Here is a 19,941-nt window from a genome sequence, read left to right as displayed (position 1 = left end):
ACAGCCCAGGCCCCTCTGAAAGGATCATTCCCATGACCGAAGAAAACACCCCCGCGCCCGACGCCCTGCCGCCCGCAGACGGCGGCGGCTACGGCGAAGGCGCCATCCAGATTCTTGAAGGGCTGGAAGCCGTGCGCAAACGCCCCGGCATGTACATCGGCGACACCAGCGACGGCACGGGCCTGCATCACCTCGTGTTTGAAGTGGTGGACAACTCCATCGACGAGGCGCTGGCCGGTTTTTGCGACGACATCCTCATCACCATCCACGGCGACAACTCCGTGAGCGTGGCAGACAACGGCCGGGGCATTCCCACCGGCGTGAAGATGGACGACAAGCACGAGCCGCGCCGCAGCGCCGCGCAAATCGCCCTCACCGAACTGCACGCGGGCGGCAAATTCAACCAAAACAGCTACAAAGTCTCCGGCGGCCTGCACGGCGTGGGCGTGTCCTGCGTCAATGCCCTGAGCCAGTGGCTGCGGCTGGTGGTGCGCCGCGAAGGCAAGGTGCACGAACTCCAGTTCTCGCGCGGCATCGTGCAAAACCCCCTGCTGGAAAAGGTGGACGGCGTTGAAGTCTCGCCCATGCGCATCACTGGCGACACCGATCAGCGCGGCACCGAAGTGCGCTTCCTGCCTGACACCGACATCTTCCGCGAGAACCACACCTTCCAGTACGACATCCTCGCCAAGCGCCTGCGCGAGCTGAGCTTTCTGAACAACGGCGTGCGCATCCGCCTGATCGACGAGCGCACCGGCAAAGAAGACGACTTCGCCGGCAGCGGCGGCGTCAAAGGCTTTGTCGCCTTCATCAACGGCGCGCGGCGCGTGCTGCACCCCACCACGTTTTACGCCAGCGGCAGCCGCCCCGCCGAAAGCTACGGCGGCATCGCCGGCACCGAAATCGGCGTGGAAGTCGCCATGCAGTGGAACGACGGCTACAGCGAACAAGTGCTGTGCTTTACCAACAACATCCCCCAGCGCGACGGCGGCACGCACCTCACGGGCCTGCGCGCGGCCATGACCCGCGTCATCGGCAAATACATCGCCGACAACGAACTGGCCAAGAAAGCCAAAGTGGAAGTCTCCGGCGACGACATGCGCGAGGGCCTGTGCGCCGTGCTCTCGGTGAAAGTGCCCGAACCCAAGTTCTCCAGCCAGACCAAGGACAAACTCGTCTCCAGCGAAGTGCGCGCGCCGGTGGAAGACATCGTCGCCCGCGCGCTCACCGACTTCCTCGAAGAAACCCCGGCCGACGCCAAAATCTTGTGCGGCAAGATCATCGACGCCGCCCGCGCCCGCGAAGCCGCCCGCAAGGCCCGCGAAATGACCCGCCGAAAAGGCGTGCTCGACGGCATGGGCCTGCCCGGCAAGCTCGCCGACTGCCAGGAAAAAGACCCCGCCCTGTGCGAGATCTACATCGTCGAGGGCGACTCCGCCGGCGGCAGCGCCAAGCAGGGGCGCGACCGCAAGTTCCAGGCCATCCTGCCCCTGCGCGGCAAGATTCTCAACGTCGAACGCGCCCGCTACGAAAAACTCCTGTCCAGCCAGGAAATCGTCACCCTCATCACGGCGCTGGGCACCGGCATCGGCAAAACCGACCCCGAATCGGGCAAAGGCAGCCAGGACGACTTCAACATCGACAAGCTGCGCTACCACCGCGTCATCATCATGACCGACGCCGACGTGGACGGCGCCCACATCCGCACCCTGCTGCTCACCTTCTTCTACCGGCAAATGCCCGAAATCGTCGAGCGCGGCCACATCTACATCGCCCAGCCGCCGCTCTACAAAGTCAAGGCCGGCAAAGAAGAGCTGTACCTGAAAGACGCCAACGCGCTGGAATCCTTTCTCACCCGCATCGCCCTGCGCGACGCCACCTTGCACACCGGCGGCGAACAACCGCGCGCCCTTTCCGGCGAGCCGCTGGCCGATCTGGCCCACAAATTCCAGGTCACCGAACACATCATCGAGCGCCTGAGCCACTTCATGGACGCCGACGCCCTGCGCGCCATCGCCGGCGGCGTCACGCTCGATGTAGACAACCTGAGCGCCAGCGCCGAAGCCCTGGCCCGCCGCCTGCAAGCCGACCAAATCAACGGCAACGCCGTGCGCGTCACCCACGAAACCGACCCTCGCACCGGCGCGCCCCTGCTGCGCATCAGCCGCCGCAAGCACGGCAACACCAAAAGCAGCGTCATCACGCAAGACTTCATGCGCGGCGCCGACTACGCCGCCCTGCACGACGCCGCCCTCACCTTCGGCCAGCTGCTGGGCGCCGGCGCCAAAGTCACGCGCGGCGAAGGCGAAAAAATGCGCGAGGCCGCCATCACCAGCTTTCACCAGGCCATGAACTGGCTCATCAGCGAAGCCGAACGCACCACCGCCCGCCAGCGCTACAAGGGCCTGGGCGAAATGAACCCCGAGCAACTCTGGGAAACCACCATGGACCCCGCCGTCCGCCGCCTGCTGCGCGTGCAAATTGACGACGCCATCGAAGCCGACCGCGTTTTCACCACCCTCATGGGCGACGAAGTCGAACCGCGCCGCGAATTCATCGAAACCAACGCCCTGCGCGCCATGAACATCGACGCCTGAAGACCTTGGGCCTGGCCAGCGGAGCGGAAACAGCAGACAGACGCAGACGGAAAGCGAAAGGCGTTATTCCGCTCCTCTATTCATAGCATCAGGTCCTAGTGGAAAGTGCGCAGAGCGATGTTTTTACCCCATTAAATTCGCTCTCTTTTTAGGATCTATTGGCCCCGCACTGCCTTGGCATACCCGGTGATCCTGCTGAGTGAAGAGGAGCGGAAAAGCACCCTCCTTTCCTTTACTGAAGCCGTGCCTCATGCCTGAGCGCACTGGCGGCCCTGTTCGCAGTGGACCCGCGCCAGTTTGGTGAATGGAGTGCCGTTATCTGATGGAGGGCTTCTTTTCCAGACTCAAGCAGCCCAGGCGGCGCCATCCTCTCGCTTCATGCCTGACCAACGGGATTCGGCCCGCATGGTCATGACTTCACGATTGCCAGAGCGATCTTTCGGCAGGGCCAAGGCGGTTTGTCTCCCTCACCCAGCCTGCCGGCCTGTGCAGTCCGCGCGATCCGCGAGGGACGAAAGGACGGATCGGAATGAGCGGCAAGGCGTGTCCACAGCCTTGCACTTCTTGCTTCATTCTGAAGAGCAAATCCAAGGCCAAGAAAATGCCTCTCCCGCATGGTTTAACGGGATTTGATGCTATTAAACAAGTAGCGAAATAAGCGGTTACCAGGGGACTGCAAAGACCGGTTCATGACCGGGCTTTGAACAGGTTCTGCGCGCTGCATCGGCGCTGTTGGCGCTGCCCTTTTGCCTCACGGCTTCCAGCGCCGCAGCAGCAGCGCGTTGCTCATCACGCTCACCGACGACAGCGCCATGGCCGCGCCTGCCAGCACGGGGCTGAGCAGGCCGAAGGCCGCCAGCGGGATGCCCGCCGTGTTGTAGATGAAGGCCCAGAACAGGTTCTGGCGAATCTTGGCGACCGTGCGGCGCGAGATGTCCAGCGCGGCGGGCACAAGCGCGATGTCGCCGCGCATCAGGGTGATGCCGGCGGCGTGCATGGCCACGTCGGCGCCGCTGCCCATGGCCAGCCCCACATCGGCGGCGGCCAGCGCGGGGGCGTCGTTCACGCCGTCGCCCACCATCGCCACCGCGCCGCCTGCGGTCTTGAGCCGGGCGATGGCCTCGGCCTTGCCGCCGGGCAGCACGTCGGCCAGCACTTCGCCCGCCTCGGGCTTCAGGCCCAGGCGGCGCGCCATGCCCTCGGCGGCGCTGCGGTTGTCGCCGGAAATCATCACGGCGCGTATGCCCTGCCGGTGCAGCGTTTCAATGGCCTGGCGCGCGCCGGGCTTGGCTTCGTCGCCAAAGGCCAGCAGCGCCACGGCTTGCGGCGGCGCATCGCTGCCTTCATCGCCGCCCGCATCGCCTGGCCGCACGGCCATGACGGACACCGTGGCTCCTTGCGCCTGCTGCTCTTGCAAGGCGGCGGCAAAGGGCGACAAGTCCACGTCCAGCTCCTGCATCCAGCGCAGGCTGCCGATGAGCACGGCCTGCCCCTGCACCACGCCTTGCGTGCCGCGCCCGGGCACGGCGCGCGCGTCTTGCGGCGCTTCGGTCTTGATGCCTTGCTGCTGCGCGGCGGCCAGCACGGCGCGCGCCAGCGGGTGTTCGCTGCCCGATTGCAGGCTGGCGGCTTGTTGCAGCGCGCCCGCTTCCTGCACGCCGGGCGCGGGCAGCAGGCGCAGCAGGCGCGGCTGGCCGACGGTGAGCGTGCCGGTTTTGTCGAAAGCCACTGTGCGCACTTTGTGCGCGGTCTCCAGCGCCACGGCGTCTTTCACCAAAATGCCGTGGCGCGCGGCCACGCCCGTGCCCGCCATGATGGCCGTGGGCGTGGCCAGCCCCAGCGCGCACGGGCAGGCGATGACGAGCACGGCCACGGCGCGAATCACCGCCCCTTCCACGCCCAGCCCGGCCAGCCACCAGCCCGCAAAAGTCAGCAGCGCCAGCCCCAGCACCACGGGCACGAACACGGCGGCCACCCGATCGACCAGCCGCTGCACGGGGGCCTTGACGGCTTGCGCGTCTTGCACCAGACGGATGATGTGCGCCAGCACGCTTTCGCTGCCCGCCGCCGTCACTTGCAGGCGCACGCGGCCTTCGCCGTTGATGGCGCCGCCCGTGAGCTTGTCGCCCGCCGCCTTGGGCACGGGCAGCGGCTCGCCGGTGAGCATGGATTCATCCACTTGCGTGCTGCCTTCGGCCACCACGCCATCGGCCGGAATGCGCTCGCCGGGGCGCACGGCCAGCATGTCGCCCGCGCGCAGCTCATCGACGGGAATGTCCTTTTCGCTGCCGTCCCAGTCAATCAAATGCGCCACCTCGGGCCGCAGCGCGTGCAGCGCGCGTATGGCCGATGTGGTTTGCCGCTTGGCGCGCTCTTCCAGCCACTTGCCCAGCCGCACCAGCGTCACCACCACGGCGGCGCTTTCAAAGTACAGATGCGCGGAAGCGCCAGCGTCCGCGCCGTGCGCGTGCCCGCTGCCCGGCGCTGAAAACAGCCACATCCACACCGAAAGCAGCCAGGCCGCCGTGGTGCCCACCGACACCAGCAGCTCCATGTTGCCGCTGCCGTTTTTCAGTGCGTGCCAGGCCGATTTGTAAAAACGCGCGCCCAGCACAAATTGCACCGGCGTGGCCAGCGCGAACTGCACCCACGCGGGCGGCATCCACGCCACGCCCAGCGGCATCAGCAGCATGGGCAGCACCAGCGGCGCGCACAAAAGCAGCCCCAGCCCCACGGGCGCAAAGCCCGCCCACGGGCCGCCTTCGGGCGCGGCCAGCGCGGCATCGGCGGCGCGCGGCTCGTAGCCCGCGTCGCGCACGGCGCGGCGCAGCAGCGCCGGCATGCTGGCCGCGTCTGCGCTGGCGGCATATGTCACGCGCGCGCTTTCGGTCGCCAGATTCACCGCCGCCTGCTGCACGCCTGGCACTTTTTTCAGCGCCCGCTCCACGCGCGCCACACAACTGGCGCAGGTCATGCCGCCCACGCCCAAGTCCAGACTGTGAAGGGAAGTGTTTTCGTCGTTCATGCCCGTAGTGTGCGCCTTGTCACGAGCGCGCTGCCAAACCGCCCCCATCGCCCTATCGGCTGAATGGAAAACGAGCGGCTGAACGTGCGGGCGGCTATCTCGCAAGCGCCACGCCAGCGCGAACCTGTTGATGAGTGGCCGCTGGCATCCGCAAACCGGAAACTTCTTGGCGCGTCTCGCCTGGTCTGCCCCCGCGCCCTGCTGCGAATAAAGCCGGACGAAACAGTCCGCAACAAGACTGCGGCCCGGCACTGTTAAGGTGAGCGCATTCAGCAACATTTTTCTTCTGAAAGGAGCTTGAAATGCCGTTGCACTTTCATCGCATCAACGCCGTCCGCGCGTTCATGGCCTGTCTGCTGGCGCTGACCGCCTGGCTGGCGGCCTGGCCCGTTCACGCCAGCGGCAATTCGCCACAAGCCGCTGAATCCCTGCGCCAATATCGTGAAGCCAAGGCGCGCGGCGAATACCCCGAACCCGAGCGCGTTGGCCCCAGCCGCGCCCGGCAGGCCCGCAGTCCGGCGCGCCGTGCCGCGCCCGATGCCGAAGAAGCGGAGGAAACGCAAAACCGCCCACGCCCCTTCAGCTCTGGCGCCAACCCGCACGCCAATCCAAATCTCAGCCTCAAAAGCTGCCTGGATCACGTTGGCATCAATCCCGTAGCACGCAGCCGCTGCATGCGCCAGCACTGCCAGGGCCGCTGGGGCAAGGGCCAGTGCCCGGAAGGCGGCGATCTCCTCTCGCACCAAGGCAACAGCGCCCGCACGCCCTTGGGCCAGTGTCTGCGCCAGGCTGGCAACAATCCGTTCAAGCGCAACGCCTGCGGCTGGAAGCACTGCAACAAACGCTGGGACGCAGCCGAATGCCGCCAATTCAAGGTGCGTCAGCCCGAACCGGCCAATTGAGACCGTTCGGAGCCTGTCCGTGGGTGCAAAAGCGCAGATTCGGGTCCAAATTCCCGCAGGGCTGCAAGGCCCGTCTGCGGTTGGCGGCCCATTCCGGTCCGCCCCCATCACGGCCAGGCTTTAAACGGGTTCTGGCATAAAAGCCGCTACGCCCATCGCGCAAACGGCTTGCGACTGGGTTCAAGCTTTTCCCTCATGGCTGACGGGTTTGCCCGTCAGCCATTTTTCTGGCCGCCGCTTCAGCGCCCAACTGGCGGCCGGTTTCTTGAAACAGCTCCCATGCGTGCGCACGGCGCACGAAACGCGCTGGCAGGGAATGGATGCGGAGCATGCTTCGATATAGCTCCTTTATCCATAGCAATAGGTCTTAGTGAAAAGGGCGCAAACCGGTATTTATGCCCCTCAAATTCGCTCCTGTTTTTGATGCACTCTGGCAAGCTCAGGGCAAAGGCTGATCGGGAAAGCAGGAAAACGGCTGGCCCAGGCAGGCCGCCGGGCGCGAGCGGCCTGCGGCAAAACCTCAATCTGCCTTTTTCGGCGTGATTTGCGCCACCCACTCGCGCGGCGCCAGCGGAAAGCCCAGGCGCTCACGGCTGTCGTAGTAGCTTTGGGCCACGGCGCGCGCCAGGGTGCGGATGCGGCCAATATAGGCAGCGCGCTCGGTCACGGAGATGGCCCCGCGCGCGTCCAGCAAGTTGAAGGTGTGGGCGGCCTTGAGCACTTGTTCGTAGGCGGGCAAGGCCAGTTTTTCTTCAATGAGTTCCAGCGCTTTTTTCTCGTGCGCGGCAAAGGCGGCGAACAAAAAATCGGCATCGCTGTGCTCGAAGTTGTAGGCCGATTGCTCCACTTCGTTTTGGTGATAGACGTCGCCGTAGGTCAGCCCCTCGGTCCACAGCAGCTTGTAGACGTTGTCCACGCCTTGCAGGTACATGGCCAGGCGCTCCAGCCCGTAGGTGATTTCGCCCGTGGCGGGGCGGCAGTCAATGCCGCCGACTTGCTGGAAGTAGGTGAACTGCGTGACCTCCATGCCATTGAGCCACACCTCCCAGCCCAGGCCCCAGGCGCCGAGCGTAGGGTTTTCCCAGTCGTCTTCCACAAAGCGCACGTCGTTTTTCTTCAGGTCAAAACCCAGCGCGCGCAGGCTGCCCAGGTACAAATCCAGGATGTTGTCCGGCGCGGGCTTGAGCACCACCTGGTACTGGTAGTAGTGCTGAAGGCGGTTGGGGTTATCGCCGTAGCGGCCATCTTTGGGGCGGCGGCTGGGCTGCACGTAGGCGGCTTTCCACGGCTCCGGGCCGATGGCGCGCAAAAAGGTGGCCGTGTGGCTGGTGCCCGCGCCCACTTCCATGTCATACGGCTGCAAAAGGGCGCAGCCCTGATCGGCCCAGTATTTCTGGAGGGTAAGGATGATTTGCTGGAAGCTGAGCATGGTGGCATCAGGCGCGTGCAAGCGCCATTGAACGGATGAAGCAGGCAAAGCGCAGGATTCTAGGCGGCAGGCCCGCGCGGAGCGCGTGCGGAACAAGCGCTTCACCCTGCGCCGCGCCCGCTCACGTGACAGTCCGACGCTTGCGTATTACATAGGCAACAATCGGTGTTCCCTGTATTTGATGCATCTATTTGGAACAAACATTACCAATTTCACTTGTTGGCCGTAAAAACGCGTAATTCTGTTCTTGTGTCATGCAAGCTTTGTGCGAATTCAACTTAAGGAGAAAACATGGTTCATCGTACTGTGACTGTCTTGCGCCATCTCGCTGGCGCTGTTGCCCTGGCAGCCTTGGCCAGCGCGGCCCACGGCCAGTCCGCGCTTTCACTCACCTGCCCCACGGCCGCAGCAGGCCCGGCCACGCCCCTGACGTTTGCCACAGGAGCCGGCTGGGAGCGGCAGCACAGCGGCTCATGGGGCGCTGCCACTACTACATACAAGCACAGCGCCTGGTACCCATCCGGCAGTACGCCTCCCGCAGGGACGGCGTGGCTATCGCCCGCCGACCCGGCCACCAACCCAACGTTCGACACCACCAACCCCATTCCTTTCCGCTCGCCAGGCATTCAGGTGAACAACCGCATTGACCTGAGCAGCGTCCAGACTTCCATTCAGGTATCCGTGGATAACGACCTGCTGCGAACGGGCGTGTCCAACACGGCCAATCCCGGCGGCGCTTTCGTTACCACCGCGCAGTCTGGTTTTGGCGCGCTGAGCGCCGCATTCACCCCGACGCTGGCCTGGACCCACGAGGCCAACCAACTCATTCTCGAAGTCAAGAACGCTGAAGCTACGCTGGGCGCAGGCCCAATGGGCATTTACGCCACCGTGACCATCACCGCCAATTGCAACGCCGCGCCCGCCAGCGCCGTGCAGGCCGTGCCCGCTGACGCGCCTTGGGCGCTATTGCTGGCGGGCCTTGGTGTGGCAGGCTTGGCCGCGCGGCAGCGGCAGGCGCACCGCCAAGACAAAAACGGCGCCGTCTGACCGCCAGAGCACTTTCCGAAACCATGCCGCCGCTGCTCCGCACGGCGGCATTTTTTTGCCTGCCTTCGCCAAAGCGTGCGGATGCTGATTCCACCGATGCAGCGCTCGCGCTGATGGCGGCATCGCCAAAACGAGAGTTTTTGCCGGTCTCACGGAATTCAAACACGTGGCCGTACACAGCGCGATGGCTTTCGGCAAGCGCTGGCGAAGCCTGGCCTCGGAAACCAATCCGGATGCCATCTTGAGCAGCCTATGGATTTGTTCTTTTTTAAATAGCAACATCTCTCAGTAGGAACAGCGCAGACCGGCATATCCAACCCTCTGAATCTGCTCCTCTTTTCGATGCCATTGAGCAAATGCAACAGGCTGGAGCAGCACTTCGACCATCAACCACGCCTGCCTGCGCCGCAGGCACGCCAGCTTCACCCTGGGCCAGTGAGTGCTTGCTTTCCTTTCCTGCGGCGCATTGATTTCGTTACATAGTTCATGTAACGGTTTAAGATACGCTCATATCACAAAAACTGAAAGGGGATGTGTATGCGCACGCCGTTGCCTGTTTTTCGTGCCATCCGGCTATGGACAGTGGCAGCCGCAGCAGCCGTGCTGATGCTAGGCTGCGGCGGCGGAGATGATGGCGAAGCCGCGTCTCCTTCCACGCCTTCCCCGCCGCCCGCTTCTCCTGGTGTGCCTCTGCCGGCGCCCTCGCCCACACCGCCCTTACCCACACCAACTCCCGCGCCAAGCCGCCCATCCACGCCATCGCCCACGGCCACTCCCACTTCCGCGCCTACGGTCACGCCCAGCCCAGCGCCTACGGTCACGCCCGCGCCCGAGCCAAATCGCGCGGGCCAGTTGGGCATCAGCGGCAAGGCAGTCGTCGGCCAGATGCTCACCGCCACGCTGGCGGATGAAGACGGCGTGCCTTCCGCCGTGGCCTACCAGTGGTATTCAGACGGCCAGCCCATAGACAGCGCCATTGCGGACAGCTACCGCCTGGAAGCCAGCGACACGGGCCGGGCCGTGCATGTGCAGGCCAGCTATACCGATTTGCGCGGCCACGCGGAAAATTTGCGCAGCGCGCCCACGGAAGCGGTGCTCTCCAGCAATCTGCAAGGCTCCGTGCGCATTGAAGGCTATGCCATCGTGGGCCAAACGCTGACGGCGCAGCTGTCGGACGGCAACGGTGTGCCCGCCCAGGGCGTGGCGTATCAATGGCTTGCCAGCGGCTCGCTCATTGCCGCCGCCCAGTCCGCCAGTTACACGGTGCGGCAAGACGACATCGGCAAAACACTCACGGTGCGCGCCGCCTATACCGACCAGGCAGGCTACGCCGAGCAGGTGGAAAGCGCTCCCACCTCGCAAGTGGCCGCCGCCGCGCCCCAGCCCAACCCCGGCGGCTACACGGTGCATACGCATGCGCGCTTTGGCAGGTATTTGGATGTGGCTGATTTCGGCGCTGACGCCAGCGGCCAGCGCGACAGCATTGAGGCCATCCGCAAGGCGCTGGCCGCTGCACATCAGGAAAAGGCCGCTCTGCGCCTGAGCGGCAAACTGCTCATCAGCCAGCAGATCAAGCTAGACGAAAGCAACAAGAACGTCACCGCCCTCTTTGGCGATGGCCCGGACCGAACCGAAATCCTCTTCGGCTGGCCGCAGACGGGCAAGCCGTTCGATTCCAACTTCAACGCAGACGACATCCGCGACCACGCAGGCGTGCTCATCGACGGTCTCAGCGGCAAAACCATTGCCAACCTCGCCGTCAGATACACCAACGCCAACTTCTTCTACCGCAAGGGCGACACCTACTTTGGCAAAGTGAGCGGCATTCTGGTCAGCGACGCCGACAACACCACCATCGACGCCGTTGAAGTCAGCGGCGCCAATCGCGCGGGCGTGCTCTTCACCTCGGCCAAGGCGCACAGCCGCTACCCGGGAACCAACCCCAGGGAGCGGGCGGTGGACGTCAGCTACAAAGCGCTCTACCGCATTGGCCGCATTGGCCGCAGTCAAGTGCCCGTGAGCCGCAACAACCGCCTTGTCAACAGCCATCTCCACCACAACCGCGTGGCGGGCGCGCTCGTGGCCTTCCAGGAAAACTTCACCGCCACCGGCAACCTGCTGGCGCGCAACGGCCATGAAAACGACGGCGGCACCGGCTATGGCATCGCCACCGAAGCGGGCAGCTACAACTTCGGCGTGAACTTCTCGCGCAACGTCACCGACCACAACTACCGCAAGGGGCTGGACGTGCACGACGGCAACGACATCGTCATTGAAAACAACCAGGCCAATGGCGACCGGCTCTACGGCATCTCCGTCTACAACCGCCAGTTTTCCATGACGCGCGTGCGCATTGCGAACAACACCATCGCACTTGACCCGGACTTTCGCATGCCCGCCAGCGGGGGCGACAACGCCTACTTTGGCGTGGCTGGCATCCATCTTGACGCCAACTCCGCCTTCTTTGACCTGCGCAGCGAAGGCCCCGGCGTCTATGAAATCATCAACAACAAAATCACCGGGCTGGCCGCCCACAAAGGCGAAGCCAGAACCTATGGCATCGAATGCCGCAACCACGAGCAAGCCATCGACTACACGCTCACCATCGCCAACAACGAAATCAGCGGCGAATCCGCCACCTGGCTCATCGGCATCTTCAACGACACCAGCTACCAGCCCCGCTCAGGCCGCAGAGGCCCCGGCAAAGGCTCCGGCGACATCCGCGTGCTGAACAACACCGCCATCGTGCGCAGCACCCCACTGCAAAAAGGCGTGCCCCTCGGCATCACGGAAAACGGCTCCGACGGCAACCAGCGCGGCAGCGTGACCGTGCAAGGCAACACCTTCCGCATTACCGAAAACAACCTGAGCTATACCGAAGCGGCAGACATCAGCACCAACGCCGCCCGCATCACCCTCAAGAACAACACCTTCGAGCTGCGCGGCCCGCTGGACAACCCCTATCTGCGCATTGCCAGCGCCGCCAACGCCGCTGGCAGCCTGGAGATGGAAGGCAACACCATCCTCGCTGACGCCTCCAGCCCACCCGACTACTGGCTGAGCCTGAACCGCGTCACCGCCACCATGCGAGGCAACCAGTACAACGGCCGGCCCTTGGGCGGCCCATGAGCAGCCCACGAGCGGCCGTGCAGCGCCATCAAAAAAGGAGCAAATCCAAGGCCATGAAAAGCGTTGGAGTCCTAGTGAAACCTGCGCAGCCCCCTATCAAATCAGGAGCTAAATACGCTCTTTCCAACGAAGGCTAGCCGCCCCGTCATCGCCACCATAGGCCAGCGGCGATGGATGCGAGAGGGACGGCAGCAGCCTCAGTGCGTCAAGAAAGCCGCGCAGGAAGGAAATCCACTTTTTCGCGGCGCTCCATCCGCGCTGCGGCCCGCCTGCAAAATCGCCCCTCATGACCCAACGCCTGCTCCGCACCGATGGCGAAGCCACGCGCGCCCGCATCCTGCAAGCCGCAGGCACGCTCATGGCCCAAAGCGGTTTCGCCGCCACGCCCAGCAAGGCCATTGCCGCGCTGGCCGCAGTGGATCTGGCCTCCATCAACTACCACTTTGGCGGCCGCGAGGGGCTGCTCCAGGCCACGCTGGCCGAAGCGCACCGCCACTTCATCAGTGAAGAAGAGCTGCGGGCGCTGGCTGACAGCGCGCAGCCCGCTTCCGAAAAACTGCGCGCGCTGCTGGCTTTGCTGGCCAAAAACTGCGTCAATGCCTCCAGCTGGCATGGCCGCGCGCTGGCGCGCGAGCTGGGCAACCCTTCGCCCCAGCTGCTGCAAATGCTGCAAGCCCAGGTGCCGCAGAAGGCGCGCCCGGTGCTGCGCATTCTCAGTGAGGTCTCCGGCATTCCGCCGCACGAGCCAGCCTTGCTGCGCTGCGCCGTCAGCACGGTGGCGCCGCTCATCATGCTCACTGTCAGCGCCATCGGCATTCCCGGCCCCGCGCAGGCCGTGCGCGAAATGCCGCATGAAGTCATTGCCGAGCACATGTACCGCTTTGCCCTGGCGGGCCTTCAAGCCGTGGGGCAAGCGTGGGCGCAGGCAGGCGGAAAAAAATAAGCGGGCAGGCAGATGCCGCGCGGGCCGTCAGCTGCGCCAGAACTGCGGCGTCAGCAGCACCAGCACTGACAGCAGCTCCAGCCGGCCCAGCAGCATGGCAAAGGTGCAGATGGTGATCTGAAAGTCATTGAGCACGCCGAAGTTGCCCGCCGGGCCTATCTTGCCCATGCCGGGGCCGATGTTGTTCAGGCAGGCGATGACGGCGGAAAAGGCGGTCACCACATCCAGCCCGGAAGCGAGCATGAGCAGCGTCAGCGCCGTCATGGCGCCGCCATAGATGAGCATGAAGGCCATGATGGCCCAGATGACATCAGGCGAAACCGCGCCGCCGCGCCCCAGCGTGACGTGGTGAACCACGCGCGGGTGAATGATGCGCACCAGCTCGCGCCGCGCCAGCCGCACCAGCACCAGCATGCGCACCAGCTTGATGCCCCCGCCCGTGGAGCCTGCGCACGAGACAAAGCAGCCCAGAAACAGCATCAGAACCGGCACAAAGGTGGGCCACAGCAGGTAATCGGTGGCGGCATAGCCGGTGGTGGTGGCCAGCGAGACGACTTGAAAGGCGGCTTGGCGCACGGCCTCATCGCTTTCGCTGTAGATGCCGCCATACATCAGCATGCCCGCCACGATGGCCGTGCACACCAGCAAGATTTGCACGTAGGCGCGCACTTCCACATCTTGCGCAATGGGGCGCAGCGAGCGGCGCTGCCAGGCCCTGAAATACAGCGCAAAGCTCACGCCCGAGAGCAGCATGAACAGCGTGGCCGTCCATTCCAGCGCCGGAATGTCCCAGTAGCCAAAGCTCTTGTCATGCGACGAAAAGCCGCCCAGCCCGACCGTGGTGCACATGTGCATGAAGGCATCGGCCCAGCTCATGCCGCAGGCGTGGTAGGCCCACATGCAGGCGGCTGACAGCACGAAATACACGCCCCACAGGCCCCGCGCCGTTTCGGCGATGCGCGGCGTCAGGCGCGTGTCTTTCATCGGCCCCGGCGTTTCGGCCTTGTACAGCTGCGTGCCGCCCAGCCCCAGAAACGGCAGCACGGCCACCACCAGCAGCATGATGCCCAGCCCGCCAATGAGCTGCAAAAAGCAGCGCCACACGTTCACGGGGGTGGCCAGCAGATCCAGCCCCGCCAGCGCCGTGGCGCCCGTGGCCGTCAGGCCGCTCATGGCTTCAAAGTAGGCGTCAAACCAGCTCATGCCATGCACGGTGAACATGAACGGCAGCGCCGCATAGGCGGGCAGCACCAGCCACACCAGGGTGACCAGCAAAAAACCGTCCTTGATCGTCAGTTCGCGGCGGCGGTTGCGCGTCTTGCGCCACAGCAGCGCCCCGCTGACCCAGGTAAACAGCATGCAGCCTGTCCAGACGTGGGCGAATGGCGCCGACTCGTCCATCAGCGAAAAGCCCAGCGGCACGGCAAACGTGGCGGCAAAACCCATGAGCGCCCACGACAGCACCAGAAAAGCGCTATTGAAGCGGGCGACGATGGCGTTCGGATTTTTCTTGATGAACATGGAGCGAAATGCCCGCCGGAATCCCTAGGCGGCAAGCCGCCGCAAACTGGCGCTGCGCCACAGGCGCGCAAGCGGCAGGAGCTGCCTGGAAAAAAGAATGTCCAGCCTTGGGAGCCAATCGGCCGCAAGCGCTGGCGCAGCCTGGATTTGCAGCGATGGTTTCGGGAGCGGGGAGCAACAGAAAAACGTCTCAGCGCAAGCCCAGCACGTCGAACATATCGAACAGGCCGCTGGAGCGCCCGGCCAGGAAGCGGGCGGCATGCAAGCTGCCCTGCGCATAGCCCGCCCGGCTGCTGGATTTGTGGCTGATTTCAATACGCTCGCCTTCACCCGCGAAAAGAGCGGTGTGGTCGCCCACGATATCGCCCCCGCGTATGGTGGCAAAGCCAATTTGCTGCGGCTGGCGCTCGCCAGTGTGGCCGTGGCGCTCGAATACGGCGCACTCCTGCAAATTGCGGCCCAGGGCTGCGGCAATGACTTCGCCCATTTTCAGGGCCGTGCCGCTGGGCGCGTCCACCTTGTGGCGGTGGTGCGCCTCAATGATCTCGATGTCATAGCCCGTGGAAAGCGCCTTGGCGGCCATTTCCAGAAGCTTGAAGGTCACGTTCACGCCCACGCTCATGTTGGGTGACATGACGATGGGAATGTGCCGCGCCGCCGCAGCGATATCGGCCTTTTGCGCTTCTGAAAAGCCCGTGGTGCCGATAACCAGCGCCACGCCTTGCGCGCGACAGGCGGCCAAGTGCCGCATGGTGGCTTCGGGGCGCGTGAAATCAATCAGCACCCGCGCGCCCGCCAGGCCAGCGGTCAGATCGGCGGTAATGGCCACGCCCATAGGCTGGCCTGCGCTGGCGCCTGCGTCCTGCCCCAGAGCGGGGCTGCCCGCGCGATCCAGCGCGCCGCTCAGACGGCAATCGGGCGCGGCCCTGACGGCGGCGATCAGCATTTGGCCCATGCGGCCAGTGGCGCCAGCAATGGCGATAGGCAAGGCAGTATCAGTCATGCGTGGACTCGAAATCAGACTTCAGGGAGCGGCGCTTTCCAGCGGCGGATAGCTGCTGGCGGCGGACGCTGGCGCTTCGGTTTCGGCATCAGCTGACGCGGCAGCGCCTTCGGCCGGGGCGAAGCGGGCCAGCTGCTCCTCGGACGCCTCAAGATGAGGAACCTTCAGCGTGCGCTTTGGGCTGATGCGGTTCACGAATTCGGTTTCGCTGGGCATCTCATCGCCCTCGTAGCGGTCCAGCTCATCGCCCTTGAAAAAAACGGTGAGGCGGTATTTCTGCGGCTCGACCCTCACTCGTTTCATGGTGAACACGTAATCCCAGCGGTCCGCATGAAAAATGCTGGTGGTCAGCGGCGTGCCCAGCGTGTCGCGAACCTGCACGCGCGTCATGCCGGGGCGCAATGCCTGCACCTGCTCACTGGAGATGAAGTTGCCTTGCACCACTTCAGGCTTGTACATGGTCAGCGCGCCAGCCATGCTCTGCGTGGCGCGATTGAAGCGGCTGCACCCGGCCAGCATGAAAAATGCTGGCAACGCCAGCATGACCAAAGACAAGGAAACGATACGTCTTTGCGACGGCGTGAATACAAACATGGAAAAGCTCATGCACAATGGAGGCGCGCCATTGTAGTTGCAGCATTTGGCCCCAGATTGGCTCTGTACGGCCGCTTGGCGCGATTCTTATTACACGCATTTTCCCGCCCAACACTGCATCAACGGAGCGTCATCATGGACACGATTGAGGAAATCAAAAGCACGGGTCTGAAGGCCACACAGCCGCGCATGAAAATTCTGGAAATCTTCCAGAAAAGCGGGCAGCGCCACATGGCCGCCGAAGATGTCTACCGCCACCTGCTGGCGGAAAACGCCGACATTGGCTTGGCCACGGTGTATCGCGTGCTCATGCAGTTTGAACAGGCAGGCATTCTCACGCGCAGTCATTTCGAGGCGACCAAGGCCATCTACGAGCTGCGCGGCGAGCAGCATCACGACCATTTGGTCTGCCTGGACTGCGGCCGGGTAGAGGAGTTTTTCGATCCCGAAATCGAGCGCCGCCAGAATTCAGTCGCCAAAAAGCACGGTTTCTCGCTCAGCGAGCATGCCTTGAGCCTGTACGGACGCTGCACCAAAAATGCCTGCGAGCACCGCGAGGAACGTCAGGGCGCAGGCGAAAGCAAACACTGAAAGCGCTCAGCCGCTCTCCTGGCGCCGTTTCTGCGCTTGAACCCACATTGGATGCGCCAGCTCTGCAAAGGGCTGGCGCATTTTTTGTTGAAGCTCTGGCGGCGCTCCCGTCCGCTTCCATCCGCCAGACAATATCAATCCATATCAAAAAGAGGAGCAAATTAAACGGCATGAAAATGCCGTTCTGCGCAGTTTCCACTAGGACGTATAGCTACAAATGTAATAGCTAGATTGTCCCAGCGCATTCACTGTTTACATCCCGTCCGCGCTTTTCGCGCTCATGAACAGAGACTTCGAGCAGGTTCTCAGGCCTCGCCTTGCAGCATGGCCTTGCGGTGGCGCTCCAGGAATTCCTGATAAGTGTGAATGCCGCGCAGCTGCAAGATGGTGTTGCGCACGGCGGCTTCAACCAGCACGGCAATGTTGCGGCCCGCCACCACGGGGATGATGGCTTTGCGCACGGGCACGCCCAGCACGTCTTGCGACAGGGGTTCGTGCGGCAGACGTTCGTAATCGCGCTCCAGGGTTTCACTGCGCACCAGGTGCACGATCAGGCGCAGCCGCATGCGGCGGCGCACGGCGGATTCGCCAAAGATGGCGCGAATATCCAGCAGGCCGATGCCGCGCACTTCCAGCAGGTTTTGCAGCAGCTCGGGGCAACGGCCTTCAATGGTGTTTTCATTGATGCGTGCCAAATCCACCGCATCGTCAGCCACCAGGCCGTGGCCGCGAGACACCAGCTCCAGCCCCAGCTCGCTTTTGCCTTGGCCGGATTCGCCGGTGATGAGAACGCCCAGCCCCAGGATGTCCATGAACACGCCGTGCATGGTGGTGCGGTCGGCAAAGTGCTTGGACAGGTAGGAGCGCAGCACATCCACCACGAAGCCGGCGGGCTGGTCCGTGGCAAAAAGGGGGATCTTGGCTTCCTCGCAGAGGGTGACCAGCGCGGGCGGAGCCGTTTGTCCATCGCACAGCACCAGCACGGGCGGCTGGAGCGTGACGATGCGGGCCACGCGCCGGGCGCAGTCTTCGGGCGCGCCACGGGTGAGATAGCTGATTTCACGCGCTCCGACAATTTGCACGCGATAGGGGTGGACGTAGTTGAGATGCCCCACCAGATCGGCGCCGGAGTGGGCCTCGCGCACGGCCTCTTCATCAAAGCGGCGCTCCGGCGCGTTGCGCCCGGCAATCCATTGCCAGCGCAAGATGGCGAGACGGTCTTCAAACAGCTCGTCGGCGCTGATGGCGGTAGGCTTCATGCCGCAAGCGCGCTCAGTTTTCCGGCGCTGGCGCGGCAGGCTGCCAGCGATCAATCAGGCTGTGCAGCTCGTCTGCGCTGGCGGCAGTCTTGAGTTTTTCGCGCTGCGCGCTGTCGCTGAGCAGCTCGGCGATCTCCGAGAGGATTTCAAGATGCTTTTGCGTGGCCGTTTCCGGTACCAGCAGAAAAATGAGCAGCGTGACCGGCTGGTCATCCGGCGCATCAAAGCCGATGGGGCGCGCCAGCTGCAGCACGGCTGCCATGGGCGCTTGCAAGCCTTTGATGCGTCCGTGAGGAATGGCCACGCCGTGCCCCAGGCCTGTGGAACCCAGGCGCTCGCGGGCAAAAAGGCTGTCGGTGATCAGCGCGCGCGAGAGGCCATGCAGGCTCTCGAACAGCAGGCCCGCCTCCTCAAAGGCGCGTTTTTTGCTGGTGACATCCGCGCCCACGAGCACGCGTGAGACCGGAAGGATGGCGGCAAGACGGTTCAGTGGTTGCATGAGGCGCAGGAATCTGGTTGCGGGCCGAAAAAAAACCGCCCCGGGAGTGCCCGGTGCGGCTTAAGTTTGGATGGAGCCTATAGCCTTTTGCTTTTTATTGCACTATCGGGCCGAATTTACACCAATTCCAGCCGAAATCGCGTGCAAGAGCGCGAAACAGGCGCGATTCAGTGCGCGCTGACATAATCCGGCGCTTTTGCGCGCGCAAACAAGGCAGACAAAGGCAGAGCGCGCGACACCTTCCCCGCAACACCCAGCCGGAAAGCCGCTCCATGCTCAATGTCTTCACACTTTCAAACGGGCGCCTGTTCCAGGAAGAAATCGAGTCGCTACAGGAGCTGGAGCAGTTCCGCCCCATCTGGGTTGATCTGGAAACGCCCACGCCGGAAGAAAAACGCTGGGTGCGCCAGCACTACGGCCTGTCAATTCCAGAAGACGCGATGGACGACGACATCGAGGAATCGGCCCGCTTCTACGAAGAAGACAACGGCGATTTGCACATCCGCAGCGATTTTCTGGTGGCTGATTTTGACGAGCCGCGCCAGGTGCGCGTGGCCTTCATCGTCAATCAGGCCAACGAGCAGCTGCGCAGCCACGGCGTGCTGTTTTCCATTCACGACGAAACCGTGCCCGCCTTCCGGCTGCTGCGCCTGCGCGCGCGCCGCATGCCCGGCCTGCTGACCGACGCGCGCGAAGTGTTGCTCAAGCTCTTTGACGCCGATGCCGAATACTGCGCCGACACGCTCGAAGGCATTTATGACGATCTGGAAGCGGCCAGCAAGAAGGTGCTGGACGGCAACGTGGGCGATGAGGTCGCCAGCGAAGTGCTGGCGGCCATCGCCCGGCAGGAAGACATGAACGGGCGCATTCGCCGCAACATGATGGACACGCGCCGCGCCGTCAGCTTTCTCATGCGCAGCAAGATGCTGGATGCCGAGCAGTTCGAAGAAGCGCGCCAGATCCTGCGCGATATCGACTCGCTGGATGGTCACACCACTTTCTTGTTTGACAAGATCAACTTTCTGATGGACGCCACCGTCGGCTTCATCAACATCAATCAAAACAAGATCATCAAGCTCTTTTCCGTGGCCAGCGTGGCCCTGCTGCCGCCCACGCTGGTGGCCAGCGTCTATGGCATGAACTTCCAGCACATGCCCGAGCTGGGCTGGAAATACGGCTACGCCTGGGGCATTCTTCTGATGATTGCCAGCGCGGCGCTGCCCATGCTGTATTTCAGGCGGCGCGGCTGGCTGAAGTGAGGGCGCGTCTGCGCTCCCTATTGAACCGCGCTGGCCAAGGCAGATTAGCTCCCAGAACAATAGCGCCACCTCTCGCCAAACAGGCGACAAAAGCAATTTCAGGCGGCCTGAATTTGCTTCTGATTTCATAGCTGCACGCCGGG

At 63.7% G+C, this 19,941-nt stretch carries 14 protein-coding genes; 7 read left to right on the top strand and 7 right to left on the bottom strand.

Annotated features, from left to right (window positions below; translation table 11 throughout):
• Nucleotides 1-32: 32 nt before the first annotated feature.
• Nucleotides 33-2,597, top strand: a complete 2,565-nt coding sequence (gene gyrB / locus C1720_RS07615) for a DNA topoisomerase (ATP-hydrolyzing) subunit B (RefSeq protein ID WP_102283785.1) — start codon at nucleotides 33-35, stop codon at nucleotides 2,595-2,597.
• A gap of 751 nt (nucleotides 2,598-3,348) precedes the next feature.
• On the opposite strand, the gene C1720_RS07610 is transcribed toward gyrB, so the two are convergent.
• Complete coding sequence (locus C1720_RS07610; RefSeq protein WP_233199863.1) at nucleotides 3,349-5,622, bottom strand: heavy metal translocating P-type ATPase; 2,274 nt, start codon at nucleotides 5,620-5,622, stop codon at nucleotides 3,349-3,351.
• Nucleotides 5,623-5,924: 302 nt separating this feature from the next.
• Here C1720_RS07610 and C1720_RS07605 point away from each other — a divergent pair, with 302 nt between their 5' ends.
• A complete protein-coding gene (locus C1720_RS07605) occupies nucleotides 5,925-6,524 on the top strand; it encodes a hypothetical protein (RefSeq protein WP_102283784.1) in 600 nt (199 codons plus the stop codon).
• Nucleotides 6,525-7,044: 520 nt separating this feature from the next.
• Here the strand turns inward: C1720_RS07605 and glyQ are convergent.
• A complete protein-coding gene (gene glyQ, locus C1720_RS07600; RefSeq protein ID WP_050716393.1) occupies nucleotides 7,045-7,953 on the bottom strand; it encodes a glycine--tRNA ligase subunit alpha in 909 nt (302 codons plus the stop codon).
• A 291-nt stretch (nucleotides 7,954-8,244) separates the two neighbouring features.
• Here glyQ and C1720_RS12935 point away from each other — a divergent pair, with 291 nt between their 5' ends.
• The 3 genes from C1720_RS12935 to C1720_RS07585 all read left to right on the top strand — a co-directional run bounded on the left by C1720_RS12935 (nucleotide 8,245) and on the right by C1720_RS07585 (nucleotide 13,072).
• Entirely contained in the window at nucleotides 8,245-9,000 is a 756-nt protein-coding gene (locus C1720_RS12935) for a hypothetical protein (RefSeq protein ID WP_146006912.1), read from the top strand.
• A gap of 684 nt (nucleotides 9,001-9,684) precedes the next feature.
• Nucleotides 9,685-12,129, top strand: a complete 2,445-nt coding sequence (locus C1720_RS07590; protein WP_146006911.1) for a right-handed parallel beta-helix repeat-containing protein — start codon at nucleotides 9,685-9,687, stop codon at nucleotides 12,127-12,129.
• A gap of 286 nt (nucleotides 12,130-12,415) precedes the next feature.
• Nucleotides 12,416-13,072, top strand: coding sequence for a TetR/AcrR family transcriptional regulator (locus tag C1720_RS07585; RefSeq protein WP_102283781.1), 657 nt, complete (start codon nucleotides 12,416-12,418; stop codon nucleotides 13,070-13,072).
• A gap of 27 nt (nucleotides 13,073-13,099) precedes the next feature.
• Here the strand turns inward: C1720_RS07585 and C1720_RS07580 are convergent, their stop codons facing one another.
• The 3 genes from C1720_RS07580 to C1720_RS07570 form a co-directional block, all read right to left on the bottom strand.
• Nucleotides 13,100-14,593 carry a TrkH family potassium uptake protein gene (locus C1720_RS07580; RefSeq protein ID WP_050714910.1) on the bottom strand — a complete coding sequence of 498 codons (1,494 nt, stop codon included), beginning with the start codon at nucleotides 14,591-14,593 and terminating at the stop codon, nucleotides 13,100-13,102.
• A 190-nt stretch (nucleotides 14,594-14,783) separates the two neighbouring features.
• Complete coding sequence (dapB, locus tag C1720_RS07575) at nucleotides 14,784-15,596, bottom strand: 4-hydroxy-tetrahydrodipicolinate reductase (protein ID WP_102283780.1); 813 nt, start codon at nucleotides 15,594-15,596, stop codon at nucleotides 14,784-14,786.
• A 21-nt stretch (nucleotides 15,597-15,617) separates the two neighbouring features.
• On the bottom strand, nucleotides 15,618-16,139 hold the full coding sequence (locus C1720_RS07570; RefSeq protein ID WP_439650769.1) for an outer membrane protein assembly factor BamE: 522 nt from the start codon (nucleotides 16,137-16,139) through the stop codon (nucleotides 15,618-15,620).
• A 186-nt stretch (nucleotides 16,140-16,325) separates the two neighbouring features.
• Between C1720_RS07570 and fur the strand changes: the two genes are divergently transcribed.
• Nucleotides 16,326-16,781, top strand: a complete 456-nt coding sequence (gene fur / locus C1720_RS07565) for a ferric iron uptake transcriptional regulator (protein ID WP_050714913.1) — start codon at nucleotides 16,326-16,328, stop codon at nucleotides 16,779-16,781.
• A 305-nt stretch (nucleotides 16,782-17,086) separates the two neighbouring features.
• Here the strand turns inward: fur and hprK are convergent, their stop codons facing one another.
• Together hprK and C1720_RS07555 are read right to left on the bottom strand one after the other, a co-directional pair.
• A complete protein-coding gene (hprK, locus tag C1720_RS07560) occupies nucleotides 17,087-18,040 on the bottom strand; it encodes an HPr(Ser) kinase/phosphatase (protein WP_102283779.1) in 954 nt (317 codons plus the stop codon).
• Between the two features lie 13 nt (nucleotides 18,041-18,053).
• Nucleotides 18,054-18,530, bottom strand: coding sequence for a PTS sugar transporter subunit IIA (locus C1720_RS07555; RefSeq protein WP_050716394.1), 477 nt, complete (start codon nucleotides 18,528-18,530; stop codon nucleotides 18,054-18,056).
• A 281-nt stretch (nucleotides 18,531-18,811) separates the two neighbouring features.
• Between C1720_RS07555 and corA the strand changes: the two genes are divergently transcribed.
• Nucleotides 18,812-19,798: a magnesium/cobalt transporter CorA gene (gene corA, locus C1720_RS07550; RefSeq protein WP_050714915.1), complete on the top strand. Its 987-nt coding sequence runs from the start codon at nucleotides 18,812-18,814 to the stop codon at nucleotides 19,796-19,798.
• The last annotated feature ends 143 nt before the right edge of the window (nucleotides 19,799-19,941 follow it).

The organism is Ottowia massiliensis (genome assembly GCF_900240305.1).
GTDB classification, from domain to species: Bacteria; Pseudomonadota; Gammaproteobacteria; order Burkholderiales; family Burkholderiaceae_C; genus Ottowia; species Ottowia massiliensis.
The sequence above is the reverse complement of the archived record's forward strand: the minus strand, read 5'-3'. Positions and strand labels throughout refer to the sequence as shown.

What these genes read in the sequence shown, in the direction of transcription:
- gyrB (WP_102283785.1), top strand. Translation starts at nt 33, where the DNA reads ATGACCGAAGAAAACACCCCCGCGCCCGACGCCCTGCCGCCCGCAGAC.
- C1720_RS07610 (WP_233199863.1), bottom strand. Translation starts at nt 5,622, where the DNA reads ATGAACGACGAAAACACTTCCCTTCACAGTCTGGACTTGGGCGTGGGC.
- C1720_RS07605 (WP_102283784.1), top strand. Translation starts at nt 5,925, where the DNA reads ATGCCGTTGCACTTTCATCGCATCAACGCCGTCCGCGCGTTCATGGCC.
- glyQ (WP_050716393.1), bottom strand. Translation starts at nt 7,953, where the DNA reads ATGCTCAGCTTCCAGCAAATCATCCTTACCCTCCAGAAATACTGGGCC.
- C1720_RS12935 (WP_146006912.1), top strand. Translation starts at nt 8,245, where the DNA reads ATGGTTCATCGTACTGTGACTGTCTTGCGCCATCTCGCTGGCGCTGTT.
- C1720_RS07585 (WP_102283781.1), top strand. Translation starts at nt 12,416, where the DNA reads ATGACCCAACGCCTGCTCCGCACCGATGGCGAAGCCACGCGCGCCCGC.
- C1720_RS07580 (WP_050714910.1), bottom strand. Translation starts at nt 14,593, where the DNA reads ATGTTCATCAAGAAAAATCCGAACGCCATCGTCGCCCGCTTCAATAGC.
- dapB (WP_102283780.1), bottom strand. Translation starts at nt 15,596, where the DNA reads ATGACTGATACTGCCTTGCCTATCGCCATTGCTGGCGCCACTGGCCGC.
- C1720_RS07570 (WP_439650769.1), bottom strand. Translation starts at nt 16,139, where the DNA reads ATGCTGGCGTTGCCAGCATTTTTCATGCTGGCCGGGTGCAGCCGCTTC.
- fur (WP_050714913.1), top strand. Translation starts at nt 16,326, where the DNA reads ATGGACACGATTGAGGAAATCAAAAGCACGGGTCTGAAGGCCACACAG.
- hprK (WP_102283779.1), bottom strand. Translation starts at nt 18,040, where the DNA reads ATGAAGCCTACCGCCATCAGCGCCGACGAGCTGTTTGAAGACCGTCTC.
- corA (WP_050714915.1), top strand. Translation starts at nt 18,812, where the DNA reads ATGCTCAATGTCTTCACACTTTCAAACGGGCGCCTGTTCCAGGAAGAA.